Consider the following 20,090-nt stretch of genomic DNA (forward strand, 5'->3'; position numbering starts at 1 on the left):
TTGCACTTGCTCAGGTCGGGCATCGATCTGGCAGCAAACGTGGGGCGGGTGCGCCCGAGGGGCAAGTCGAGTGCCTCGACTCTGGCCTGCCATTCATGGCAGCGCCATCTGCCATAGTGGCGCAGTTTGTAGAGCCCGCAGATCTCAGTGGCGGCGGACAAGTCTTAAATTATTGATTCTTATCATCTCATTAAGCATCGGCTCATTGGCATGTTTCTTGTTAAAGGAGGGAGAGTCGGCCTGACGGGCATTCCCCCGCAGGCGCTACATTCGGGAAAGCAAGTACATGGACATGATTGGTCTATCTCCAGATTGGTTTGAGCCCTGTTTGGGTAGGGGTTGGATCGTTGGCTTAATTGGCAGGAATGGCTCGCGTGGATAAGCAGCTTGCAACCCCGGAGGATTCGGCCCTTGGTCATCGCCCCGACCGTTGCCGTTCTCTGCACGCATATCAGCGCGGCGCTACCTCGACTGCACACGGGTGCGCAGGACACAGGTCAGAAGGCAAGAACCGGATATGCACTTCACCCAGATCCACCCTGACCCGACGCCCCCAACAGCCGACATGCCCCCTGGCGCTTCTGACAGCCGTGCGCGACGTATCTCCAGCGTGCTGAGCTCCCAAGGCCCGAACACATGACAAGTCCATTCAGAATCACCATCATCGGTGCCGGTTTTGGCGCGCTTTCGAGCGTTCGCGAAATCCGCAAGCGCGACCGCGAGGCGGAAATCACCCTGATCGCCCCCAGAGCCGAGCTGCACTACCTGCCCGGCATCATCTGGATTCCCAGTGGCCTGCGAACACGCGAGCAGCTGATCGTACCCCTCGATGATTTTTTCCAGCGCATGAACGTTCGCCACGTGGCGGCCGAGGTGACCGGCTTGCGTAATGGCGGGCGTCTGGTGGACACCACCGTTGGTGAAATCCCGAACGACGCACTGGTGATCGCTAGCGGCGGGCGTTTCATCAAGAAGCTGCCCGGAATCGAACACGCCATCACCCCCTGTGAGGGCATTGCAGCCGCGGAGAAGATTCGTGATCGTCTGCAGGCGCTGCAGGAAGGAACCATTGCCGTAGGCTTCGCCGGCAACCCGAACGAGCCCACTGCGGTGCGCGGTGGCCCGATGTTCGAATTTCTGTTCGGCATTGACGAACAACTCCGGCGCGAACGCCGGCGCGACAAATTCGAACTGGTGTTCTTCAACCCATCCAGTGAGCCAGGCAACCGGCTTGGCCCGAAGGCGGTCAAGCACCTGCTCGCCGAGATGAAGCGGCGCGATATCCGCACCCACTTGGGCCACAAGATGAAGGGGTTCGAGGCCAACCGCGTGCTGACTGAAGGTGGTTCGTTCCCCGCCGATCTCATCCTGTTCATGCCCGGCATGACCGGAAACGCGTGGTTCGATCAGACCGAACTGGCACGCTCTCCGGGCGGCCTGTTGCAAGCGGATGCACAGTGTCGGGTCGCCGGGACCGAGCACGTGTATGTTGTCGGCGACTCTGGCAGCTTCCCCGGACCGGACTGGATGCCCAAGCAGGCACACATGGCCGATCTGCAGGCCGCAGCCGCGGCAGAAAATCTGCTGACAGGTTTGCGCGGCGGTACACCCAGCGCCACCTTCAAGATTGAGCTGGTCTGCATCATCGATGCGATAGACCACGGCACGCTGGTGTTTCGTAATGCACAGCGCCAGATCATCCTGCCGCCGACGCGCCTGTTTCACTGGATCAAAAGGCTCTTCGAAAGCACCTACCTGAAGAAATACCGATGACTGCACTTCAAAGCACACTCACCCCCTACGAAGCGCTTGGTGGCGCGCCCGCCTTGCACCGCTTGGTGACCCGCTTCTATGAGCTCATGGACACGCTCCCCGAAGCCTATGCAGTGCGCAAGATTCACCCGGAAAGCCTCGCCGGCAGCACCCAAAGTCTATTCGAATTCCTGTCGGGCTGGTTCGGCGGCCCCGCCCTCTACATCGCCCAAAAAGGCCACCCGCGTTTGCGCATGCGCCACGCACCCTATGTAGTGGACCAGCGCATGCGCGACGAGTGGATGCTCTGCATGACGGAAGCACTTACCGAGCAGGTGGCGGACCCCGAAATGCGCGACGGTCTGATCCATGTCTTCGCCCAAATGGCAGATCACCTCATCAACACCGATGGTGGTAGCGGATGCACAGCTGGCGCCGCACACCGGACAACTCATGTCGCGTAAACACCGCGCCGCCGCAGACTCGCAAGGGGCGCGTCCCTGCGCCTGCGGAAACGCCAACTCCTCAGTCAGAACACCACAATGATGAACTTCAAGCACCTCCTTATCGCGTGCACACTGACCTTGCCCCTGGTCTCATGGGCCGAGCCGCTGGCGGTCGGTCAAGCGATGCCCCCGCTGGTCGCAAAAGATCAGCACGACCTGCCCTGGGGCATCGGCGCAGAGACCCGATTGGTACTGTTCGCCACCGGACGCAAGGCTTCGAACATCGCAATGGAGGTCCTCGGCCAACAGCCCAAAGGTTTCCTGGCCACCCGCCATGCCGTCTATCTGGCCGACATGAGCAGGATGCCCGGCCTCATCACCCGCACTTTCGCACTGCCGTCACTGCGTGAGCAGCCGTTCGCGGTGGGCGTGGTGCTGGATGAAGCGCTGTTGTCGGACTTCCCGCGGCGGGACGATGCGGTGACCTTGATCGGACTGGAAAATAGCCGAATCGTGGCAGTGAACTACGCAGCGAAAGCCGAGACGCTGCGCGAAGCACTGGGCCTCACATCAAAAGAGTAATGAGCGATTTGAAGCAGCTCACCTCGTAGCGCGCAACTTGCTTACGCACCTAGAACGGAACGACGATTTTCTACAAGAATGGGCAGTGTGTGCCGAAATGCCTTCGCGCCGCACGGTCCGGAGTCAATCAGTTATCCAGTTCTTCGAGAAGCACGGACGACTTCGTGAGTCTGGGGTAGGTAGCAACTGGGTAAACCGTCAGCGCTCCTCGCCCATGGCAAGTAGACAATCTGACGGTCACGGGTGAAACACTGGCCCAATCAAGCACGAATTGATGGGTTCAAGCGCTGACGGGGCGAAGCATGACATCGAGCAACGGTCCGAGCCTCCCATCTGCCTGCCCAAGCGACATGACGCAATCCCGTATCGCATCAATGCGAGCCTGATCGAGCACGGGAGAGGCGAGTTGAACGAACTTGCGATCGATCTCTGCGTCTGTAAGCGCCGTCTCAGGATCACCACGTGCGGTGTGAGGCGCTGACTTCAGCGTGCTTCCATCGAATAGCTCAATCTCAACATGCGCCCAACGCTCTGACGGAAAGCGGCTGTTGTACAACTCACTTTCGTGCAATTCAATGGCCTTCGACAAGCGAAGCGCTTCGGCATCCCGCAGCGCATCACCCGAAACTTCTTCCGTCCCCAACACTCCCCGTGAGAGCAATATGGACACCGAGAACGGCAGGCTGTACTGAGCTTGCTCAGTTGTTTCGGGTTCGCGTGTCGCAAGCCGGCATGCCTGATGGAAACTAATCACTTTCACGATGCGGATATCTTCAGATCGGATGCCGTGTTCGCGTACCACGGACATTGCCGCTTCAACGGCTGGCTGCGCCCAGCGGCAAACTGGATAGGCCTTGAAATACTGCTCCAGAATCGTCCAGCGCTGGCCCAGGTCGCCCCACAAGTCGGCCAAAGCCACGTCTTCAATTGTCAGTGCCGGCGCACCAGTGAACCCGTCCTGAGCCAGCAACGCTGCGTCGATACCCGCCATTGCGCCCCATCCCGAACCATCTTTCACCATGGTCGGGTGGTCAATGCATCGCATCATCTGGCTGCGAGGCCCGTGGTACTCGGCAATACCCAAGGCCTCGCGGGTTTCGGCCGGACTCAGTGCCAAAGCCCGGGCACTCATCGCCGCTGCAGCCAGCGCATTCCACGCACCGGACGTATGGTAATCACAGGCACTTGCATGCAGCGCGATACCTGCCCGGGTGGCGATTTCGTAGCCAAGAACAAGCGCGGTGACGAACTCACGGTCATCCTGGATATAGCCGGCGTCCGACAGGGCGAGCAATACAGGGAGCACCGTGACGCCAACATGCCCCTTAGTCAGTACATGTCCGTCGTGTGCATCAAGGCTGTCAATTGTCATGCCACCGGCGAGTGCAGCACCAGGCAAACTGACCCGTCGTCCGTCAAACATCATCCTTACGCTGCGACTGTTCGAGGCGAAGTTCGCCTCCGCATGGTTGCGGATGATGCGCGAGAGCTCGGTCGTCGTTCCGCCAACCGCCACGCCACAAAGATCGAGAATGCAACGCCTGGCGTGAGCGATCACGGATTGCGGCAAGTCCTCGTAGCGCAATCCATGGATAAACTGGATGACATCGCTGTCATTATTCCCCATGGAACACACCCTCCCTCTTTTCCAGCAAGGCAGAGACTGCCTCTTCGTGATCCTTGGTGTGGTGCGCAATCGCCTGCATTGACGCGGACAACTCGAGCAAACTGTCGAGTCGCATATGCTGTCCCTCGCGGATCAGGCGCTTGGTCATGCGAAGGACTTGCGGCGGATTTGCAGCGATTCTTGCTGCGAGGCGCCGCGCCGCCGGCAGAAGCTCGTCGGGTGCAACCACGTCTGAAACCAAACCCCATGCAAGTGCCGTCCGGGCATCGATCGACTCGCCGGTGAACGCCATTTCGCATGCGCGCGACAGCCCCACCGCACGGGGCAGTAGCCAGGCACCTCCATCACCGGGGATGATGCCGACCTTGACGAAGCTCTCTGCAAAGATCGCGTCCGTGGAAGCGATTCGAATGTCGCACATGCAGGTCAGGTCACACCCGGCACCAATCGCAGGCCCATTAACTGCTGCAATCGCCGGGACTTCGAGTGCGTTGAGTGCGAGCGGAATACGCTGAATGCCATTGCGGTAACCGTTTCGAACGCTTGCAGGCGAACCACCGAACATGCCGAGCCGATCCCGCATGTGCTTCACGTTACCGCCGGAAGAAAACGCACTGCCAGCACCGGTCAGAATCACGGCACGAACAGTCATGTCCGCGTTGATGCGCGCAACCGCCGCCTCCAGCGCATCGACCATGCCAGGGTCGGAAATCGGATTCCGGGTTTCGGGAAGATTCAGGGTCAGCGTGACAACAGCGCCATCCTGGTCATAGATCACAACATCGCTCATGCGGGGGCTCCCTGTCCGTACTGACTCACCAACTCACGCTTCAGAACCTTGCCGCTGGGATTCACCGGGAGTTCATCCAGAAAGCGAATCTGTCGCGGACGCTTGAACGCCGCGATCAGGCCACTGTTTCTGCAGAAATCATCCACCTGCTCAACCGTAAGATGCGGCTCGGCGCGCACGATGAATGCTGACACCACACTGCCCCACTTCGCATCAGGCAGGCCAACGACGGCCGCTTCCTTGACACCAGGACAGCGATAGAGAACCTCCTCGACCTCACGGGGATAGATGTTCTCCCCACCCGACACGATCATGTCGTCAGCGCGCCCGTGGAAGGTGAAGTAGCCGTCTTCGTCACGACTGAACAGATCGCCGGTGTAGAGCCAGCCGTACTTGAGCTTCTTGTCAGTCTCAAGGGTGTTACTCCAGTAGCCTGGCATCATCTGCGGCCCCTGAACCACCAACTGCCCGACTTCGCTGTGCCTTACAACCTCATCAGGCCGCACGTCACGAGCGGGGTCGTGGGTGATGATGCGAGCGTTCGATATCAAGGTCGGCTTCCCGCACGAACCCAGTTTCGCGAGCGCGTCGCGCGGATGCAGCAAAAGCGTCAGACTCGCCTCGGTCATGCCGTAGCCGTTGAAAAGATTGGGGCAGAACTCATCCAGAACGCGTTCCATGGTGGCCGAAGCAATGGCGGCACCTCCCGTGGTGATCATCCGCAGGGAGGAGACATCGAATTCCTTGAATCGCGGGTGGAACAGCATTTCCTGTATCTGCGTGGGCACGGCGAAAAGCGTCGTAATACGTTGTGCCTCGATCGTCTCAAGCGTTTTCAACGCCTGGTAGCGCCCCTCAACCACGTTCGTGCCACCCACGAACATGTGTGGAAGATAGAAAGCCTGCATGCCGCCGACATGGTAAAGCGGCGCGATGTGCAAGGCGCGGTCGGACGGCGTCAGGCTGTACTCCATGACGCAGTTCATCGAGATGGCCAGGTCATTTCCATGGGTGTGCATGACGCCCTTGGCGCGGCCTGTCGTGCCTGAGGTGTATACCAGGGCCGAAAGGTGCTCCGGCGCTGCACGATATGCTGGCTCCACCGAGCCATCACCGCTTTCGGCCAGCGTTTCAAAACGGAAGTGACCTTCCGGAATCTCATCAGGTGGCGCCCCAACCGAAATGAAATCATGAACGCTGTGCACCTGCTTCTGGGCATCAAGCGTATTGGCCAGCAATGAGTGGCTGTAGACCAACAGTCGCGCACCAGAATCGCGCAGGATATGGGCGACTTCACCGGCCGCCAGGCGAAAATTCATTGGAACGGCGACAGCACCCAGCTTCTGACACGCAAAATATGTCGTGACCGATGCCTCATCGGTGCTCAGATACAGCGCCACACGGTCAAACGGCCGCACGCCGAGTTCGACCAGTCCCTGGGCCAGCCGGTTGATGCGCGCATTCCACTGCGCATATGTCCACCGCCGCTCACCGAAGACCAGCGCCTCCTTGTTCGGATAACGGTCGACTGCCTGAATCAGAATCGATGCGATATTCATGACGTGGCCTGTTTAGAGATTGGGCTTGATCTGGGGGAGATCAACGCTGGCGATCAGGTACTTCACCATCTCGGAGGACCCGCCAACGATTGGCAAGGCGCGGGCGTCGCGATAGAGCTGTTCGGCGCGGCCGTATTCCTTGGTAAGACCATCCCCGCCCAGGATCTGGACGGTCTGGTCGGCGCAGAAATTGGCTGTCTCCGTCGACACCAGCTTGGCCATGGATGCGGGCTTCATGAGTTCCTTGGCGGACAGCGTGCCTGCGTCATAGAGCTTCGCAGCGCGATAGGTAATCAGTTCGGCGGCGTCTATGCGCCAGCTCATCTCAGCCACCTTGTCCCAGATCAGCTGCTTGCAGCCGAGCTTCTGGCCGAAGCTTTCGCGACGCTGAGCATGTTCGGTTGCGATGGCAAAAGCCGAGCGGGCAACGCCAAGGCCGCTTCCGCCCAAAATCACGCGCTCGAAGTTGAACATGCTGAGCATGATGCGGAAGCCCGCATTCGGTTTGTCCAGCAGATGGTTGGCGGGTACGCGGCAGTCGCGAAACTCGACCTCCCCTACAATGCATCCACGCCGGCCCATGAAGGTGTAGTTGCGCGGGAAGCTGATTCCCTTCGTGTTCTTTGGTACCACCACCGCGCTCATGCCTTTTTGCGGCGGCACTGTTGGGTCGCTGATACCGTAGACGATGTAGGTGTCGGCAACGGAAGCGTTCGAGATGTAGCGTTTGAATCCGTTAATGACCCACTCATCAGTGGCCTCATCAAAGGTGATCGTCGTTTCCATGCCAGCACTGTCGGAACCGACGTTGGGTTCGGTAACACAGATCGCACCGATTTCGGCGCCTTCAATGATGCCGGTCAGGTAGCGCTCACGTACCTCTGGTTGAGCATAACGGTGCAGCGGGTAAGCGCACGAAGTGGCTGTCGCGATCGTTGTGTCGAAAGCATAGTTGATCGCAGCTGCCTCCTCGGAGAGGATGGTGGCGTGAGTAAGGCCCGGACTTTGCAGCAACCCTTTATAGAGATCACGGAACATCAGCCGCAGGTACCCCGCTTCGCCCAGCGCACGCACCACGGTCTTCACGGCATCCCAGTCCTCCCGGTCCTCAATCGCCGCAGCCCGCGGAGCCAGTTCGCGTTGCAGGAAGGCACGCACTTCAGCACGGAAGCTGCGATCCTCGTCGTTGAGCAGATAGTCGTTCATCAGTTGATCCTTCATCGTTGTACCGGCGGCAAACCGATCTGTTGCGCGAGACGGCTGATCTCGCGCTGCACGAGATCAAGGTTGCTGTCCCGCACGGTAGGGAGTTGGAAACGTGCCTGGCGAACGTCTGCGTAGTCGAGTTCAGCACTGATCAGGCCGACGTGTCCATCGGCCGCAATCGCGAGCGTCCTGCCATATGGATCGAGGATGCGCGAACCGCCCCAGAACACGGCATTGCCTTCGTTGCCGCACCGGTTGGCCATCAAGACGGGTTGGCCATACATCATTGCGTAGAAACGCAATGCCAGATCCCAACCGTCGGGGTTGGAGAACTCGCCGCCTACCGCCCCCAGTGCCGAATTGACCGGGGCCAGCAAGAGCGTTGCCCCGTGGAGCATCGCCAGATGAACCAGCGCCGGATTCCACAGATCGGCACAGGTCAGCAAGCCGGCCTGCCACGGCCCGGAAACGGGGAAGGTGTCCACATACCGTCCACCCGCAAACAGCTTGCCCTCTTCCAGATTGCCGTAGGTCGGCAGGTTGAGCTTGCGATGGACGAACACCACCTCGCCGTCGCGAACCACAGCCATCGCGTTGTAGAGTTGGGCTGCAGCGCCCTCCTCGACAAATCCAAACGCCACGTCAATACCTTGCGCTGCATCGGCCAGTTTGCGCACGAGCAGATCGTTGCGGTGCAGCGCGACCTCGGTGACCCGAGCGCCGAGGCTATACCCGGTCAAGGAAAGCTCAGGAAAGAGCAACAGTCCATTGCCCTCGTCTCGCGCCTGCTCGATCAACGCAAGGTGCTGCTCCAGGTTGTGGTTCAGATCGCCGAGGACGCAGTCAGTCTGCGCGACGGCCAGCTTGATGCGGGATTCGATCGCCATGCTATTGCTATTCCAGTTGGATCAAGCCCCGTGGGGCTTGATTAATACAGGAGCTGAGTGGCTCAGATAAGGCCTGCTTCCTTGAGGAAACCCTCGGCAACGTCGCGGATCGCCTTGCGCTCGACATCTACCGAAGCGTTAAGGCGCCCCATGACAGCGTCGTCGAGTTTCGAAGACAGTGCGTTCAGCAACTCACCCAGCTTGGGATGCTTCTCAAGGATTGCGGTCCGAACTACGGGGGTCAGTGCGTACGCGGGGAAGTAACCCTTGTCGTCTTTGAGCACGACAAAGTCGAACGCCGGAATGCGACCATCCGTGACAAACACCAAAGCCACCTCGACCTGATCGTCGCGCAGTGCCTGATAGGTCAACCCGGTATCCATGCGCTTCACACTTGCGCGATCAAACTCGAAACCATAGGCTTTCTGCAGGGGCTTCAGACCATCCGCGCGGGCGGCAAACTCGGCGTTGCACGCAAGGGTTAGCGATTTGCCTCCGTTGATCGCTGCTGCCAGTTCGCTGATTGTGTTGATACCGCGCTTCTTTGCGTCCGCGCGGCGCATCGCCAGACCGTAGGTGTTGTTTGCTTTCGAAGCGTCGAGCCAGGTCAGGCCCTTCTTGGCATCGAGTTCCTTGACCTTGGCGTAGGTGTCTTCCGCTGAAAGACGCTCGGTGACCTTGTTGTAGGTGATGAGCGAGGTGCCTGTGTACTCCCAGTACACGTCGATCTGCCCCGACTCCTGCGCCTGGCGCAGGACAGCACTGCCCATACCTGCGCGGGTATCGACCTCGAAGCCCTTCGCCTTCAACAACTGCGAGGTCATCTCGGCCATGAGTTGCTGCTCAGTGAAGTTCTTCCCGCCGACCACGACCGTATCGGCGGCAAAAGTGCTTCCAGCGGTGAGTGCGAAAGCGCTCAGGACCACACCACGGATCATTTTTTGAATATTCATTTGATTTGTCTCCTCGGGTAATTAATCAGATACAGCTAGACGACGTCATCGCAACGGATTGACGCCGCGGGGGATAAAGAGAAATGCTGCGTAGCCGACCAAGGCATCAACAGCGACCGCAAGCGCAGCGGTCGGAATGGCGCCGGCGAGCATCATCCCGTTGTCGTTGAGGTCGATGCCTGTGAAGATCAGCTCACCAAGTCCGCCTCCCCCAATAAGGAAGGCCAGCGGAACCGTGCCGACGTTGATGGCAAGTGCTGTACGAACGCCTGCGAACATCACGAACAGGGCATTGGGCAGCTCAACCCGTAGCAGGATCTGTGCAGGCCTCATCCCCATTCCGTTTGCAGCTTCGATCAGGTGGTCTGGCACCGCCGTCAAACCCGAATACGTGTTCCGCACGATATAGAGCAGGGACGCGACCCACAGCGCGAATATCGCGGGCGTCGACCCGATGCCCAGAAAGCTCATTGAAAGGGCGAGTACGGCGAGCGTCGGGATCGTTGTTCCGATGTTCAGCGTCTGCATCAGGCCATCCGCCCAGCGCCGCAGCGCAGGACGACTAAAGAGAACACCAATCGGAATGCCCGCAAGAATGGCGAGCCCGCCAGAGATCAAAGTGAGTTCGATGTGCTGACCCGTGAGGTAGACGATGTCACCCCAATAGGTCGTCAGATCATCAATGAGTCCGGACCGCTGCAACCACACCCCGGCTAGCAACAGCAGGACGGCAGTCAGGTACCGCCCACCCATCCGCAAGCTTGAGAACTTCAAGGATGCACGCGCCATTGCTACACCCCCTGCTCGGCATCGCGATAAGTGCGGCCGAGCGTGTGTGTGATGCCGCGCTGCGTGATGTAGCCCTTGTAGAAACCCTCGTCGTCGACCACCGGAAGCCAGGTCAGATCATGCGCAAACATCTGGGACACGGCAGTACGCAGGTCATCACTCTCGCGCACAGTGGCTTTCAATCCTGAGTGGTGATCGTTGCAAAGCCCCTGCCGACTCTCAGCGACGCTGCGGTAGACGACGCCCTGCGCACGCCCATGAGGCCCGACGACGATCAGGTTCTCGTAGTCGGCGTCATTCATCAGCTTGAGCGCACTGGCAAGGCTGTCCTCCGCCTTGACTCGCGGCGCCTGGGCATCCATCACCTCCCCCACCTTCAGCAAACGCAAGCGCTTGAGTGTTCTGTCGCCACCGACAAAATCGGCAATGAAGCTGCTTGCTGGATGAGCAAGCACATTGTCAGGCGTGTCAAACTGTTCAAGTTTTCCGGCGCGGAAAATTGCAATCTTGTCGCCCATTTTTACCGCTTCATCGATGTCGTGACTGACGAAGAGAATGGTTTTTCCGAGTTTCTGCTGCATCTTCAGGAACTCGTCCTGAATGATCTCGCGGTTGATCGGGTCGATGGCGCCAAAGGGTTCGTCCATCAGCAGTACAGGGGGATCCGCCGCCAACGCGCGGGCAACGCCGACACGCTGCTGTTGCCCGCCGGAGAGTTCCTTAGGGAAACGCTTGAGAAAAATGGCCGGATCGAGCGCGACCATTTCCAGCAACTCCTGCGCCCGTTTCGCGGTGCGCTGGCGATCCCAGCCAAGCATTCTGGGCACGACACCGATGTTTTCCTCGATCGTCATGTTCGGAAACAGACCGATCTGCTGAATGACGTAACCGATCTGCCTGCGCAAGGTGATGGTGTCGTAGTCGGTTGTATCCTTTCCGCCGAGAAAGACACGCCCCGAGGTAGGCGGAACAATCCGGTTGACCATCTTCAACGATGTGGTCTTGCCGCATCCGGAGGGACCGAGCAGGATGCAGATTTCGCCCTCCTTGACCTCCATGTTGATGTGGTCAGCGGCAACGGTCGTACCTTCTTTCGTTTCAAATATCTTTGTCAGGTTGTCAAGCCGGATCATGGCGTCGGATCTCCTGTTTATGGTGGGGGTCAGGCGCGCTTCAGCCCGGCTGGGGTGAGCCGGCTCTGTAGCCAGACAAGAAAGAAATCAGCCACGATGGCAAGCAGGCTGACTGCGACTGCGCCAGTAATGAGCTGGCGAGCATCGGTTTGGGAAATTCCGCGACTGATGAAGGTACCGAGACCACCGGCACCGATGTAAGCGGCAATGGCCATGATGCCGATCGACATCACCACCGCGCTGCGGACGCCTCCCATAATGACGGGGATTGCCAACGGGATCTCCACCATGCGCAGACGCTGCAGCGAAGACATACCCATGCCGCGAGCGGCCTCTCGAAGCGCTGGGTCGACGTTGTGTATCGCGGTATAGGTATTGCGGATGATGGGGAGCTGCGAATACAGCAGCACGGCGATCACGGCGGGCACATAACCGATACCGTGACCGACCTTGGAAAGGATCGGGATCATGATTCCGAAAAGCGCAATCGACGGGACCGTCATCATGATCGCTGCGATATACAGCACGATATTGGCGGCTTTATCGTTCTGCGTAATGGCGATGCCGATCGGCACGCCGGTGATGATCGCAAGGCCAATCGCTACGCCCACCAGCGAAATGTGCTCAAGCGTCCGCATCACGATCAGGTCGAAGTTCTCGACCATGAATGTCCATGTTTCCAAGACGGTGTCTCCTCGTTTTGTTGTTTCCTGCCAGGCAGCTCTGCCTGTTTTGCGCCAGATCTGTCGTCTGGTCGGCAAGTGCATAGTAGGTACAGACGCCAGCTCACAATAGCCTGGAATCGCCACCCAGTAGCCTAATCAGGCCATCTATGAAATTAACTTGCTCTGAATCGAGAGGAATGGGCGCTACGAAGGCGCGCCGAGGAGGAGATCAACTGCGGCCAGACTCTCGCCGTTGCTGGCTTTCCCGCTCAATCGTCGGGGTATGTCCGAAGTGATTTCGATAGCTCCGGATAAAGTGGGAAGCCGAAGCAAAACCGCAGGCGATACCAATTTCCGCGACAGGCATCGATGTCTGCTGAAGCAACGCGCGCGCCCGCTTCAAGCGCAACTCCATATAGAAGCGGGCCGGCGGCATGTTGAAGTTGTCCTGAAAAAGACGATTCAAATGGCGCAATGACAGCCCAACCTGCTCGGCGACCTGCTGACAACCCAACGTATCCTCAAGATGCCGCTCCATGCACTCGACGGCATTGATCAGGCAGGGACTGATGACGTCGAGCCGCATACGCAAGGACATTCGTTGCGCTGCAGTGGATTTTCGGATTTCCGGGTGGATGCACTGCTCAGCCACTGCAGAAGCAAGCGTCTGGCCGTGTCGCTGCCCAATAAGATGCATCATCATGTCCAACCCGGCAGAACCTCCCGAGCAGGTCAGACGTTTCCCGTCGATTTCATACAGTTCGCTGGTGACATTGAGACTCGGAAACTCTTCACGAAACCCATCCAGATTCTCCCAATGAATCGTGCAGCGGAAGCCATCAAGTAGCCCCGCTTTTGCAAGGAAGAGGGTCCCGACCGAGGTTGCACCAATATTCAGTCCGCTCGCAGCAAGTTCCCGCAAACGGCGAAGGATGGGTGGGTGGCAATGCTCTCTTGCAGAGATTCCGGCAACGACGATAAGCGTATCCAGCGCCCCGCACTCATCCAGGCGCGCCGTCGGTGAAAACGGAATTCCATTGCTCGCCTCTACCGGCTCGTCGTCCGCACTCAGAAGCTTCCATCGATAGAGTTCACGTCCCGCCAGGCGATTGGCGAACCTTAGCGGCTCGAGAACTCCCGATAACGAAAGCATCGAAAAGTTTGGAATCAGAAGGTAGCCAAAGTCGACCACGTCGCTCAGTTTCTCAGCCATTGGAGTGGGTACGAGGGATCCCAACAGGGGTGACTAATCCGTCGATGGTAAATGTGTCGGTGCGCGTTGAATCTTGACCCCGGGGGTGTAGCCGTTCGTCATTGAACGACTGTGGATAAGTGTAGTTGATGAAACGGGGCCGGGGAAAGCGGCGAAGGGCGTAGCCCGAAGCCGGTTTCCCCGGTTCGGGTCAGAAGTGCGTCTCCTCATCTGGTACGGGCTCAATTGCTAGCGCATCGCCAAGACGACTCTGTTCGCGAGCTTTGACACGCGCTTTAGCGGTCTGGCTGCTTTGTCGGAACCGGAACGATTCGTTGCCCGTCTCGACGATATGGCAGTGATGCGTCAGACGGTCGAGCAGTGCCGTGGTCATCTTGGCATCGCCGAACACGGCAGGCCACTCGGCAAAGGTCAGGTTGGTGGTGATGATCACACTGGTACGCTCGTAGAGCTTCGAGAGCAGGTGAAACAGCAAGGCGCCACCGGTCTGGCTGAATGGCAGGTAGCCCAGCTCATCGAGAATCACCAGATCGACATGCATCAGGCTGTAGGCGGTTTTGCCCTGTTTGCCCGCTGCCTTTTCCAGTTCCAGCGTGTTTGCCAACTCCACCGTCGAGAAGAAACGCACCCGTTTACCTAATTGTGTAATCGCTCTCACGCCCAACGCAGTAGCCAGGTGTTTCTTACCCGTGCCGGTGCCGCCGATGAACACGATGTTGGCCGCTGCATCGAGGAAGTCACCGGTCGCGAGTTGTCCGATCAGCTTCTCATCGACCTTCGATTTAGCAAAGTCGAAACCGGCCAGATCGCGATGCACCGGAAAGCGGGCTGCACCCATCTGGTAACGAATCGACCGGACATGCCGGTCGGTGCCCTCGGCATCGAGCAGCGCACGGAGCAGCCATTCTGCGGCTTGCACCGCGGCACTCCCTTCGGTACGCAGTTCCTCGTAGCGCGCAGCCATGCCGTGCAGCCGGAGTGATTTCAGCTCGGTGATGACTTCACGCATGATGGGCCTCCGCATGCAGGCGGTCGTAGCGACCAGCGTCGGCAATCGGCGCTTCTTCCACGGTCAGCGCCGTGTCGAGCGGGTCCGGTCGCGGGGGCTCCTTGAGCCGCGAGAGGATGTTCTTGATATGCTCGGCGCTGGTGTTGCCCGACTCGAGGATCAGTTCGACCGCGACCAGGATCGGTTCCAGCCCATGCTGCGGCACGCAGGCTAGCACCTCGGCCATCAGCCGGTCGCCACCGGGGCGTTTGATGAGCGATCTACGCAACTGCTGCAACACCGCCGGCAGACCATCGAACGGTGCACCGTTGCGCAGTGCGCCGGGTTTGCGTTCGATCAGGGACAGGTAGTGCCGCCAGTCGTAACGGACTTCACCGCGCTCGAAGCTGCGCTCATGGACGGCAACCGGCCCTTCGTCGTCGTGCGCTTCGACCCGATCCGGGTAGAGTCGCAGGCTCAGCTTCTGGTTCGCGAAGCCACTCGGCACCGAGTATCGGTTGCGTTCGATGCTCACCAGACAGGTACTTGAAACAGGCGCGATGGTTTCTACGTACCCATCGAAGGCGGGCACCATCGGCATCAGCGCATCGCGCTCCATCGCCAAGGCGTCGGCAATCGTGAGGTGCTCGGCCTCCGGGTAGGGAAGTTCGCACCACAACGCCTGGCAGCGCCCATCGAGCCACAGGTTGAGCGCCGCGAAACTACCGAAACGCTCGCCAGCGGCGTCCAGCCAGATGCGCCGACGACTGTCCTGCACGTTCTTCTCCACGACGCCTTTCTCCCAGCCTGAGGCGACGTTGCAGAAGTCCGGATCAAACAGGTAATGCGCGGCCATCGCCGCAAAGCGGGTATTGATGATCCGTCGCTTGCCCACGCCGACTTTATCGACGGCGGTCTTCATATTGTCGTAAATGCCGCGCCGGGGAATCCCGCCGAATGCCCGAAACGCGCGGGTATGGGCGTCGAAGAGCATCTCGTGGCTCTGCGTCGGGTAGGCCGATAGGTGAAAGGCGCGGCTCGCGCACAGTTTGCTGTGGGCCACCAGCAGCTTGCGATGAAAGCCCCCGATCATCAGCCACTCTTCACTCCAGTCGAACTGGAAGGCTTCCCCGAACGCGAAGCGCAAGGGCACGAACGCGGCCTTGGCCTGCCTGCCGCCCTCTTCACGCCACGCCCTGACGAACTGGCTAACACGCGTATAACTGCCGGTGAAACCCAGCGGCTGCAGGGCTTTGAACAAGGCGAGCGCCGTGCGTCGCTCTCGCTTGGGGCGCAGGGCATCCGCTTCGAGCCATTGTTTCAAGCGATCCTGATAGGGCGTCAGGACGGTTTCGCGTGCCTTGCGTTGGTACTTCCGCGCAGCGCCTTCTCCCGCCCTCAGCCAGTAACGGACCGTGTTCCTCGCCAAGCCGGTCCGCCGAACGATCTCCTTGATCGACAACCCGTCTCGATAATGCAGCCGCAGAATCTTGCCCATCATGTTCATGGTGATCATCTCCTCGCGCCCTGCTCAAAAAACGAGCAGGAAGGTTAATCACCGGGGTCAGTTTTCAACGCGTAGCAACAGAGACGCACGACGTCGGCAAGCAGTGCATCACCTTGACGGGCAGACAAGGCATTGACAAAGCCTGCGCTATGCGTGAGAGTGCGAATCATTCGCATTTAATGGAGGTGATCGATGGCAACGGATTCAAGCATTGAGCAGACCCGTCTGCTTGTCGGCGTGCTGGCGCATATCTCGCGCTACCTCGAAACCGGCTGTCCGCGTGCTGCTCACCAGGCGGTACTTCTGCTGCGCTGTCTCGACGCCAGCACCGTTGACGAGGAGTTGATAGCTTCATGCGAACAACTGGACCTGGCGATATCCCATCCGCGTTACCGCGGCGGCGCGACGGCACCCCGCAATGCATTGATTTCGAGTCGGCCTCGCTCAAGCTCTTCGCCCGCCTCCGGCTCACCCGTTTCATTCCCGAACTGATCGAAGGAGATCCCCTTGTCCCGTTACACCGGCCCCCGACTGAAAGTGATGCGTGCGCTCGGCACCGAACTCCCCGGCCTCTCCCGCAAACCGCTCGGTGAGCGCAACTACCCGCCCGGCCAGCATGGCCAGCGCACCAAGCGCAAGTCGGGCTTCGCCCTGCAACTGATCGAAAAGCAGAAGCTGCGCTTCAACTACGGCCTCACCGAGAAGGTGATTCAGCGTCTGTTCCGCGAAGCCAAGCGCGACCGGGGCCCGACCGGCGACAAGTTGCTCGAACTCCTTGAGCGCCGCCTCGACAACTTTGTTTTCCGCGCAGGATTTGCCCCAACCGCGATTGCGGCGCGCCAGTTGGTACGCCACAAGCATGTATTGCTGAACGGCCGCACGGTGAACATTCCATCGATCCGCATCAAGCCGGGCGATCGCATTCAGCTCGCCGCGCGCAGCCGGAACATTCCCATCGTGCTCGAGTCGCTGGCCGAGCCGGCGCTGACGCGCCCGGAATGGCTCACCATCGACGAGCCCGCGTTTGCCGCCACCGTGACCCGCACGCCCTCGCCCGACGAAGTGCCCTTTCCTGTCGACGTGCAGCAAGTCGTCGAATACTACGCGGTGCGGATATGAGCGACCTCGCAACCTGCTGCGACAGTCAGCGCAGCGACGCCCCCGACGAGGGGCTGCAATACCCCAACCGTCCCGAGCTGGCGCTCGCTGCGGTGCTGCATCTGCTCTCCCGCTTTCCGGCACGTCGCTCGCCGGCCGTGGCAAAGGCCATCGTCGACCATCTGCTGGTGATCGGCAACGATGCGAGGATGGCGGGCTGCCTGCGAGAGTGCGCATCGAGTCTGGTCGACGAGTGGCGCGCCTATGCCCTGCTCACCGACCACGCGGCACAGCAAGCACCAGGTTCGCTGGCGAACTGATCGATAACCCGCATAGACCCTCAGCCGTCGGGAGAACACCAATGAGCAAGAAATGCTGCAAGAAGGACAAGCCCTGCAAAGGCTGCCCGAAGCAAAGAAAGTAGCCATCCCGAACACGCCGGCATGACATCGCCCTGCGCCCGACGCGATCAACCTGCCGTCGGGCACAGGGCAGTTTCCGCACAGGCAATGCCTGGTGCGCGACTTGCAACCCATTGGAAACGGCGCCCCCTGCCCCCTGGGACAAGCGTAGCGGCCTATTGGCGCCGAGATGGCGACACCCCGGATGCAGAGCATGCGTCACCCCGACGCCTCGGCCGACGAAGCGGAATCTGCCATCTGGAATGGCGGACACGGCCACCTCGCCTTCACCCTTTGCATCTTCATGTCACGCCAGCGTTGGCAGAACCACCATCCGAACCAGCCCCCACCGTGCCCTTTCTCCTGATTCACTGGATAGGCGAATGCACCCATCTCCTAGATCATCAGTTTTCCCGTTCCGAACACTCAGAGGCCATGACAACGATTCGGACGTCGAGCAGGAACTGGCTTCCATCCCGTCGAAAGCCCGGGAGAAGCTCAGTTTTCAGCTGATCAAGACGATTGACCGCTACGAAGCCTATTTCGCGCAATAGACCTTGAGCATTCCTGACTACGCCAACGAAACACTGGAAAGCAGATCTACGACCTGGCGCATCAGGATGCATGATCGAAAGGTACGCATGCTCAAGGACATCATGATGCTCAAGGTCAAGGTGCTGGTGGCTGCATACCACGGGCAGCGGTGAAGAGGGTTTGGCGATGTTCGGCGGGGCTGTGACTGGCGGTCTGAGATGTCGCAGAAGGCGGAAACGTTTTTACTAACGCGCAGTGGGTGACAGCAATTCGGTCTTATGGAAAGCTTTCCATAAGACCGAAGAGCTACCCGTAAGCAGCCGTTTCGCGCGCCAGCTGCACTGAGTTACTTGCCCGTGCCCCGTAACGCCCCGTAACCTGCCGGCCGAGGGATCACAAACGGAATCTCGATTTTCTTGACCTGCGCGGCTTTGGTCTCAATCGAGAACCCCACCCCGTACTGATCCCCCACGCTGCCTTCATCCTTTCCATCCCGGTCGTCAGCGTGCCCGGTCAGTGCGTGATGAACGTCCCTCGGGATCAGGGCGTTTCGGCACATATCCTTGAAGGTGTGGCGGAAGGAGTGGAAGACTACGGACCTGGGCAGCTTCAGGCTTTCACGCAGGAAGCGGTTGAACCACTTACCGAGAAGCTCGCTGCTGGCCATCGCATCGGATGAGGTTTTGAGGTGCGGCCACAGCGTGTGGTGACCGGCATTGCGGACGGCGTCCACGTAGTCGAGGAAACCAAGCCGGATGAGTTCGGGGTGCAAGGGAACGTCGCGCACGCTGTTCTGGGTCTTGCCCCGGGTGATGGAAATGTACGGCACGGGGTCACGATGGACGTTGTCCACGGTCAGGCTGCCGATTTCGTCCAGGCGTGCGCCCGTGAGCCAGCCGAGTAGTGGAATCCAGACCCGGGCGTGGTATCCGCCGCCCCCGATGGGTTTGAGGACCGAGAAGACGCCTTCGCTATCCGAGAAGATCCGCTTGAGCTCCGGCTCTGTGAACGGCATGCGTTTGTTCGGCTGGGCCAATCCTTCCTTGGCGGCAAAGCGGGTGTAGTCGTAGCCGGCGAAGGGGTTCTTCTCCAGCAGTTCGTCTTTTACTGCGACGGAGAACAAGGCGCCGACGAGCGTGCCTTTCTTCTCCAGCGTCGCGGCGCTGTTGCCCCGCTTTTCACGTTCGTGGCGAAGCCATTCAGTGACTTGCCCGCGTGTCAGGTCCGTCGGCGTGGCGGCGGGCAGGCAGGTTCGCAGAGCGGCAACAAAGGCCTCGACGTCCCGGACGGTCCGGGCTGGGCGGCTGCGATCGTTCTTCCAGTGGTCGAGCAGGGCATCCCAGGTGATGCCCGTCGTGGCCGTCGAGGGCTTTTCCCATGCCGCAGGCAGCGGGGTGGCGGCTTCGATACTGGGTTCGACAAGACGGCCGGACTGGCGCAGTTCGAGGATGTCATAGCCTTCCTGCAGCGCCGGCAGGACGTCAAGTGTCAGTTGCCGCTCTTCCTCTGGCGCCACCGCCAGTTCGTAGCCGCGACCAGCAAGCAGGCCTCGGACAGCGGGGATGAAGGGTTCGGCGTCGCCGCGCGCGAGGGCGCGTGCGATTCGAGCCTTGAAGTCGACGATGTTCTGCTGCAGGGCGTCGAAATCTTCGTCATCCACCCCCTGGCGCCGCCACTGCAGGTCGGCGTCCAGACTGTTTAGCCAGAGCGCCTTGATGCCGGCAACCAGCTCAGGCGTGACCTTGGTGATGGGCTTGTAGCGTGCGTCGATGGGTTGGCTCAGGAAGCTGTCGATGCTGTCCGGTCCAGCCTGTGCGATGCCGAGATGTTCTCTGGCCTCGGCAAACTGCCGGTCGACCTGCAGTGCAAGAAGTCGTGCTTCGCTGACCGCAGTTCGATAGTCGCGACCGAGTGACTTCTTGATCTCTCGTTTGCCAATGATTTGACGCAGGGATTCGGG

20 protein-coding genes are annotated in these 20,090 nt (G+C 59.8%); 7 read left to right on the plus strand and 13 right to left on the minus strand.

Features of this window, described 5'->3' with window-relative positions; genetic code table 11:
- Positions 1–636: 636 nt before the first annotated feature.
- From AC22G6_RS20175 to AC22G6_RS20185, 3 genes are all read left to right on the plus strand, one after another.
- Positions 637–1,773, plus strand: a complete 1,137-nt coding sequence (locus AC22G6_RS20175; protein WP_487368256.1) for an NAD(P)/FAD-dependent oxidoreductase — start codon at positions 637–639, stop codon at positions 1,771–1,773.
- Positions 1,770–2,216 (plus strand): group II truncated hemoglobin, encoded by a 447-nt coding sequence (locus AC22G6_RS20180; RefSeq protein WP_487368257.1) that lies wholly within the window; start codon positions 1,770–1,772, stop codon positions 2,214–2,216. Before AC22G6_RS20175 ends, AC22G6_RS20180 begins: the two co-directional genes overlap by 4 nt.
- 78 nt (positions 2,217–2,294) lie before the next feature.
- Positions 2,295–2,780 carry a hypothetical protein gene (locus tag AC22G6_RS20185; RefSeq protein ID WP_487368258.1) on the plus strand — a complete coding sequence of 162 codons (486 nt, stop codon included), beginning with the start codon at positions 2,295–2,297 and terminating at the stop codon, positions 2,778–2,780.
- Between the two features lie 280 nt (positions 2,781–3,060).
- Here AC22G6_RS20185 and AC22G6_RS20190 read toward each other — a convergent pair whose 3' ends face one another.
- The 12 genes from AC22G6_RS20190 to istA form a co-directional block, all read right to left on the minus strand.
- Positions 3,061–4,407, minus strand: coding sequence for an MmgE/PrpD family protein (locus tag AC22G6_RS20190; protein ID WP_487368259.1), 1,347 nt, complete (start codon positions 4,405–4,407; stop codon positions 3,061–3,063).
- The gene (locus AC22G6_RS20195) at positions 4,397–5,197 is read right to left on the minus strand and encodes a crotonase/enoyl-CoA hydratase family protein (protein ID WP_487368260.1); all 801 of its coding nucleotides are present in this window, start codon (positions 5,195–5,197) and stop codon (positions 4,397–4,399) included. The genes AC22G6_RS20190 and AC22G6_RS20195 overlap by 11 nt, the downstream gene beginning before the upstream one ends.
- Complete coding sequence (locus tag AC22G6_RS20200) at positions 5,194–6,756, minus strand: class I adenylate-forming enzyme family protein (RefSeq protein WP_487368261.1); 1,563 nt, start codon at positions 6,754–6,756, stop codon at positions 5,194–5,196. Before AC22G6_RS20200 ends, AC22G6_RS20195 begins: the two co-directional genes overlap by 4 nt.
- Before the next feature lie 12 nt (positions 6,757–6,768).
- A complete protein-coding gene (locus AC22G6_RS20205) occupies positions 6,769–7,962 on the minus strand; it encodes an acyl-CoA dehydrogenase family protein (protein ID WP_487368262.1) in 1,194 nt (397 codons plus the stop codon).
- Positions 7,963–7,973: 11 nt separating this feature from the next.
- A complete protein-coding gene (locus AC22G6_RS20210; RefSeq protein ID WP_487368263.1) occupies positions 7,974–8,849 on the minus strand; it encodes a nitrilase-related carbon-nitrogen hydrolase in 876 nt (291 codons plus the stop codon).
- 62 nt (positions 8,850–8,911) lie between these two features.
- Positions 8,912–9,802, minus strand: coding sequence for a glycine betaine ABC transporter substrate-binding protein (locus AC22G6_RS20215; protein ID WP_108974375.1), 891 nt, complete (start codon positions 9,800–9,802; stop codon positions 8,912–8,914).
- A 45-nt stretch (positions 9,803–9,847) separates the two neighbouring features.
- Entirely contained in the window at positions 9,848–10,591 is a 744-nt protein-coding gene (locus AC22G6_RS20220; RefSeq protein ID WP_108974373.1) for an ABC transporter permease, read from the minus strand.
- 2 nt (positions 10,592–10,593) lie between these two features.
- The gene (locus AC22G6_RS20225) at positions 10,594–11,724 is read right to left on the minus strand and encodes an ABC transporter ATP-binding protein (RefSeq protein WP_108974371.1); all 1,131 of its coding nucleotides are present in this window, start codon (positions 11,722–11,724) and stop codon (positions 10,594–10,596) included.
- 29 nt (positions 11,725–11,753) lie between these two features.
- Positions 11,754–12,389, minus strand: coding sequence for an ABC transporter permease (locus AC22G6_RS20230; protein WP_234421549.1), 636 nt, complete (start codon positions 12,387–12,389; stop codon positions 11,754–11,756).
- A gap of 229 nt (positions 12,390–12,618) precedes the next feature.
- On the minus strand, positions 12,619–13,602 hold the full coding sequence (locus AC22G6_RS20235; protein WP_487368264.1) for a GlxA family transcriptional regulator: 984 nt from the start codon (positions 13,600–13,602) through the stop codon (positions 12,619–12,621).
- Positions 13,603–13,792: 190 nt separating this feature from the next.
- Complete coding sequence (gene istB / locus AC22G6_RS20240; RefSeq protein WP_487368272.1) at positions 13,793–14,614, minus strand: IS21-like element helper ATPase IstB; 822 nt, start codon at positions 14,612–14,614, stop codon at positions 13,793–13,795.
- Positions 14,604–16,097: an IS21 family transposase gene (gene istA / locus AC22G6_RS20245; RefSeq protein WP_487368265.1), complete on the minus strand. Its 1,494-nt coding sequence runs from the start codon at positions 16,095–16,097 to the stop codon at positions 14,604–14,606. Before istA ends, istB begins: the two co-directional genes overlap by 11 nt.
- Before the next feature lie 192 nt (positions 16,098–16,289).
- Between istA and AC22G6_RS20250 the strand changes: the two genes are divergently transcribed.
- The 4 genes from AC22G6_RS20250 to AC22G6_RS20265 all read left to right on the plus strand — a co-directional run bounded on the left by AC22G6_RS20250 (position 16,290) and on the right by AC22G6_RS20265 (position 18,303).
- Positions 16,290–16,589: a hypothetical protein gene (locus tag AC22G6_RS20250; protein WP_487368266.1), complete on the plus strand. Its 300-nt coding sequence runs from the start codon at positions 16,290–16,292 to the stop codon at positions 16,587–16,589.
- Between the two features lie 15 nt (positions 16,590–16,604).
- Positions 16,605–17,216, plus strand: coding sequence for a 30S ribosomal protein S4 (gene rpsD / locus AC22G6_RS20255; protein WP_487368267.1), 612 nt, complete (start codon positions 16,605–16,607; stop codon positions 17,214–17,216).
- On the plus strand, positions 17,213–17,515 hold the full coding sequence (locus AC22G6_RS20260) for a hypothetical protein (RefSeq protein WP_487368268.1): 303 nt from the start codon (positions 17,213–17,215) through the stop codon (positions 17,513–17,515). The genes rpsD and AC22G6_RS20260 overlap by 4 nt, the downstream gene beginning before the upstream one ends.
- A 638-nt stretch (positions 17,516–18,153) precedes the next feature.
- Positions 18,154–18,303 (plus strand): hypothetical protein, encoded by a 150-nt coding sequence (locus tag AC22G6_RS20265; protein ID WP_487368269.1) that lies wholly within the window; start codon positions 18,154–18,156, stop codon positions 18,301–18,303.
- Between the two features lie 173 nt (positions 18,304–18,476).
- Here the strand turns inward: AC22G6_RS20265 and AC22G6_RS20270 are convergent.
- Positions 18,477–20,090, minus strand: a 1,614-nt coding sequence (locus AC22G6_RS20270) for a DUF6538 domain-containing protein (RefSeq protein WP_487368270.1), incomplete at its 5' end; no start/stop codon positions are given.

It is taken from the genome of Parazoarcus sp. PS-13 R2A (assembly GCF_057621855.1).

Excerpts from the sequence above, each read along its gene's own strand:
- AC22G6_RS20175 (WP_487368256.1), top strand. The coding sequence starts at position 637 with ATGACAAGTCCATTCAGAATCACCATCATCGGTGCCGGTTTTGGCGCG.
- AC22G6_RS20180 (WP_487368257.1), top strand. The coding sequence starts at position 1,770 with ATGACTGCACTTCAAAGCACACTCACCCCCTACGAAGCGCTTGGTGGC.
- AC22G6_RS20185 (WP_487368258.1), top strand. The coding sequence starts at position 2,295 with ATGATGAACTTCAAGCACCTCCTTATCGCGTGCACACTGACCTTGCCC.
- AC22G6_RS20190 (WP_487368259.1), bottom strand. The coding sequence starts at position 4,407 with ATGGGGAATAATGACAGCGATGTCATCCAGTTTATCCATGGATTGCGC.
- AC22G6_RS20195 (WP_487368260.1), bottom strand. The coding sequence starts at position 5,197 with ATGAGCGATGTTGTGATCTATGACCAGGATGGCGCTGTTGTCACGCTG.
- AC22G6_RS20200 (WP_487368261.1), bottom strand. The coding sequence starts at position 6,756 with ATGAATATCGCATCGATTCTGATTCAGGCAGTCGACCGTTATCCGAAC.
- AC22G6_RS20205 (WP_487368262.1), bottom strand. The coding sequence starts at position 7,962 with ATGAACGACTATCTGCTCAACGACGAGGATCGCAGCTTCCGTGCTGAA.
- AC22G6_RS20210 (WP_487368263.1), bottom strand. The coding sequence starts at position 8,849 with ATGGCGATCGAATCCCGCATCAAGCTGGCCGTCGCGCAGACTGACTGC.
- AC22G6_RS20215 (WP_108974375.1), bottom strand. The coding sequence starts at position 9,802 with ATGAATATTCAAAAAATGATCCGTGGTGTGGTCCTGAGCGCTTTCGCA.
- AC22G6_RS20220 (WP_108974373.1), bottom strand. The coding sequence starts at position 10,591 with ATGGCGCGTGCATCCTTGAAGTTCTCAAGCTTGCGGATGGGTGGGCGG.
- AC22G6_RS20225 (WP_108974371.1), bottom strand. The coding sequence starts at position 11,724 with ATGATCCGGCTTGACAACCTGACAAAGATATTTGAAACGAAAGAAGGT.
- AC22G6_RS20230 (WP_234421549.1), bottom strand. The coding sequence starts at position 12,389 with ATGGTCGAGAACTTCGACCTGATCGTGATGCGGACGCTTGAGCACATT.
- AC22G6_RS20235 (WP_487368264.1), bottom strand. The coding sequence starts at position 13,602 with ATGGCTGAGAAACTGAGCGACGTGGTCGACTTTGGCTACCTTCTGATT.
- istA (WP_487368265.1), bottom strand. The coding sequence starts at position 16,097 with ATGAACATGATGGGCAAGATTCTGCGGCTGCATTATCGAGACGGGTTG.
- AC22G6_RS20250 (WP_487368266.1), top strand. The coding sequence starts at position 16,290 with ATGGCAACGGATTCAAGCATTGAGCAGACCCGTCTGCTTGTCGGCGTG.
- AC22G6_RS20260 (WP_487368268.1), top strand. The coding sequence starts at position 17,213 with ATGAGCGACCTCGCAACCTGCTGCGACAGTCAGCGCAGCGACGCCCCC.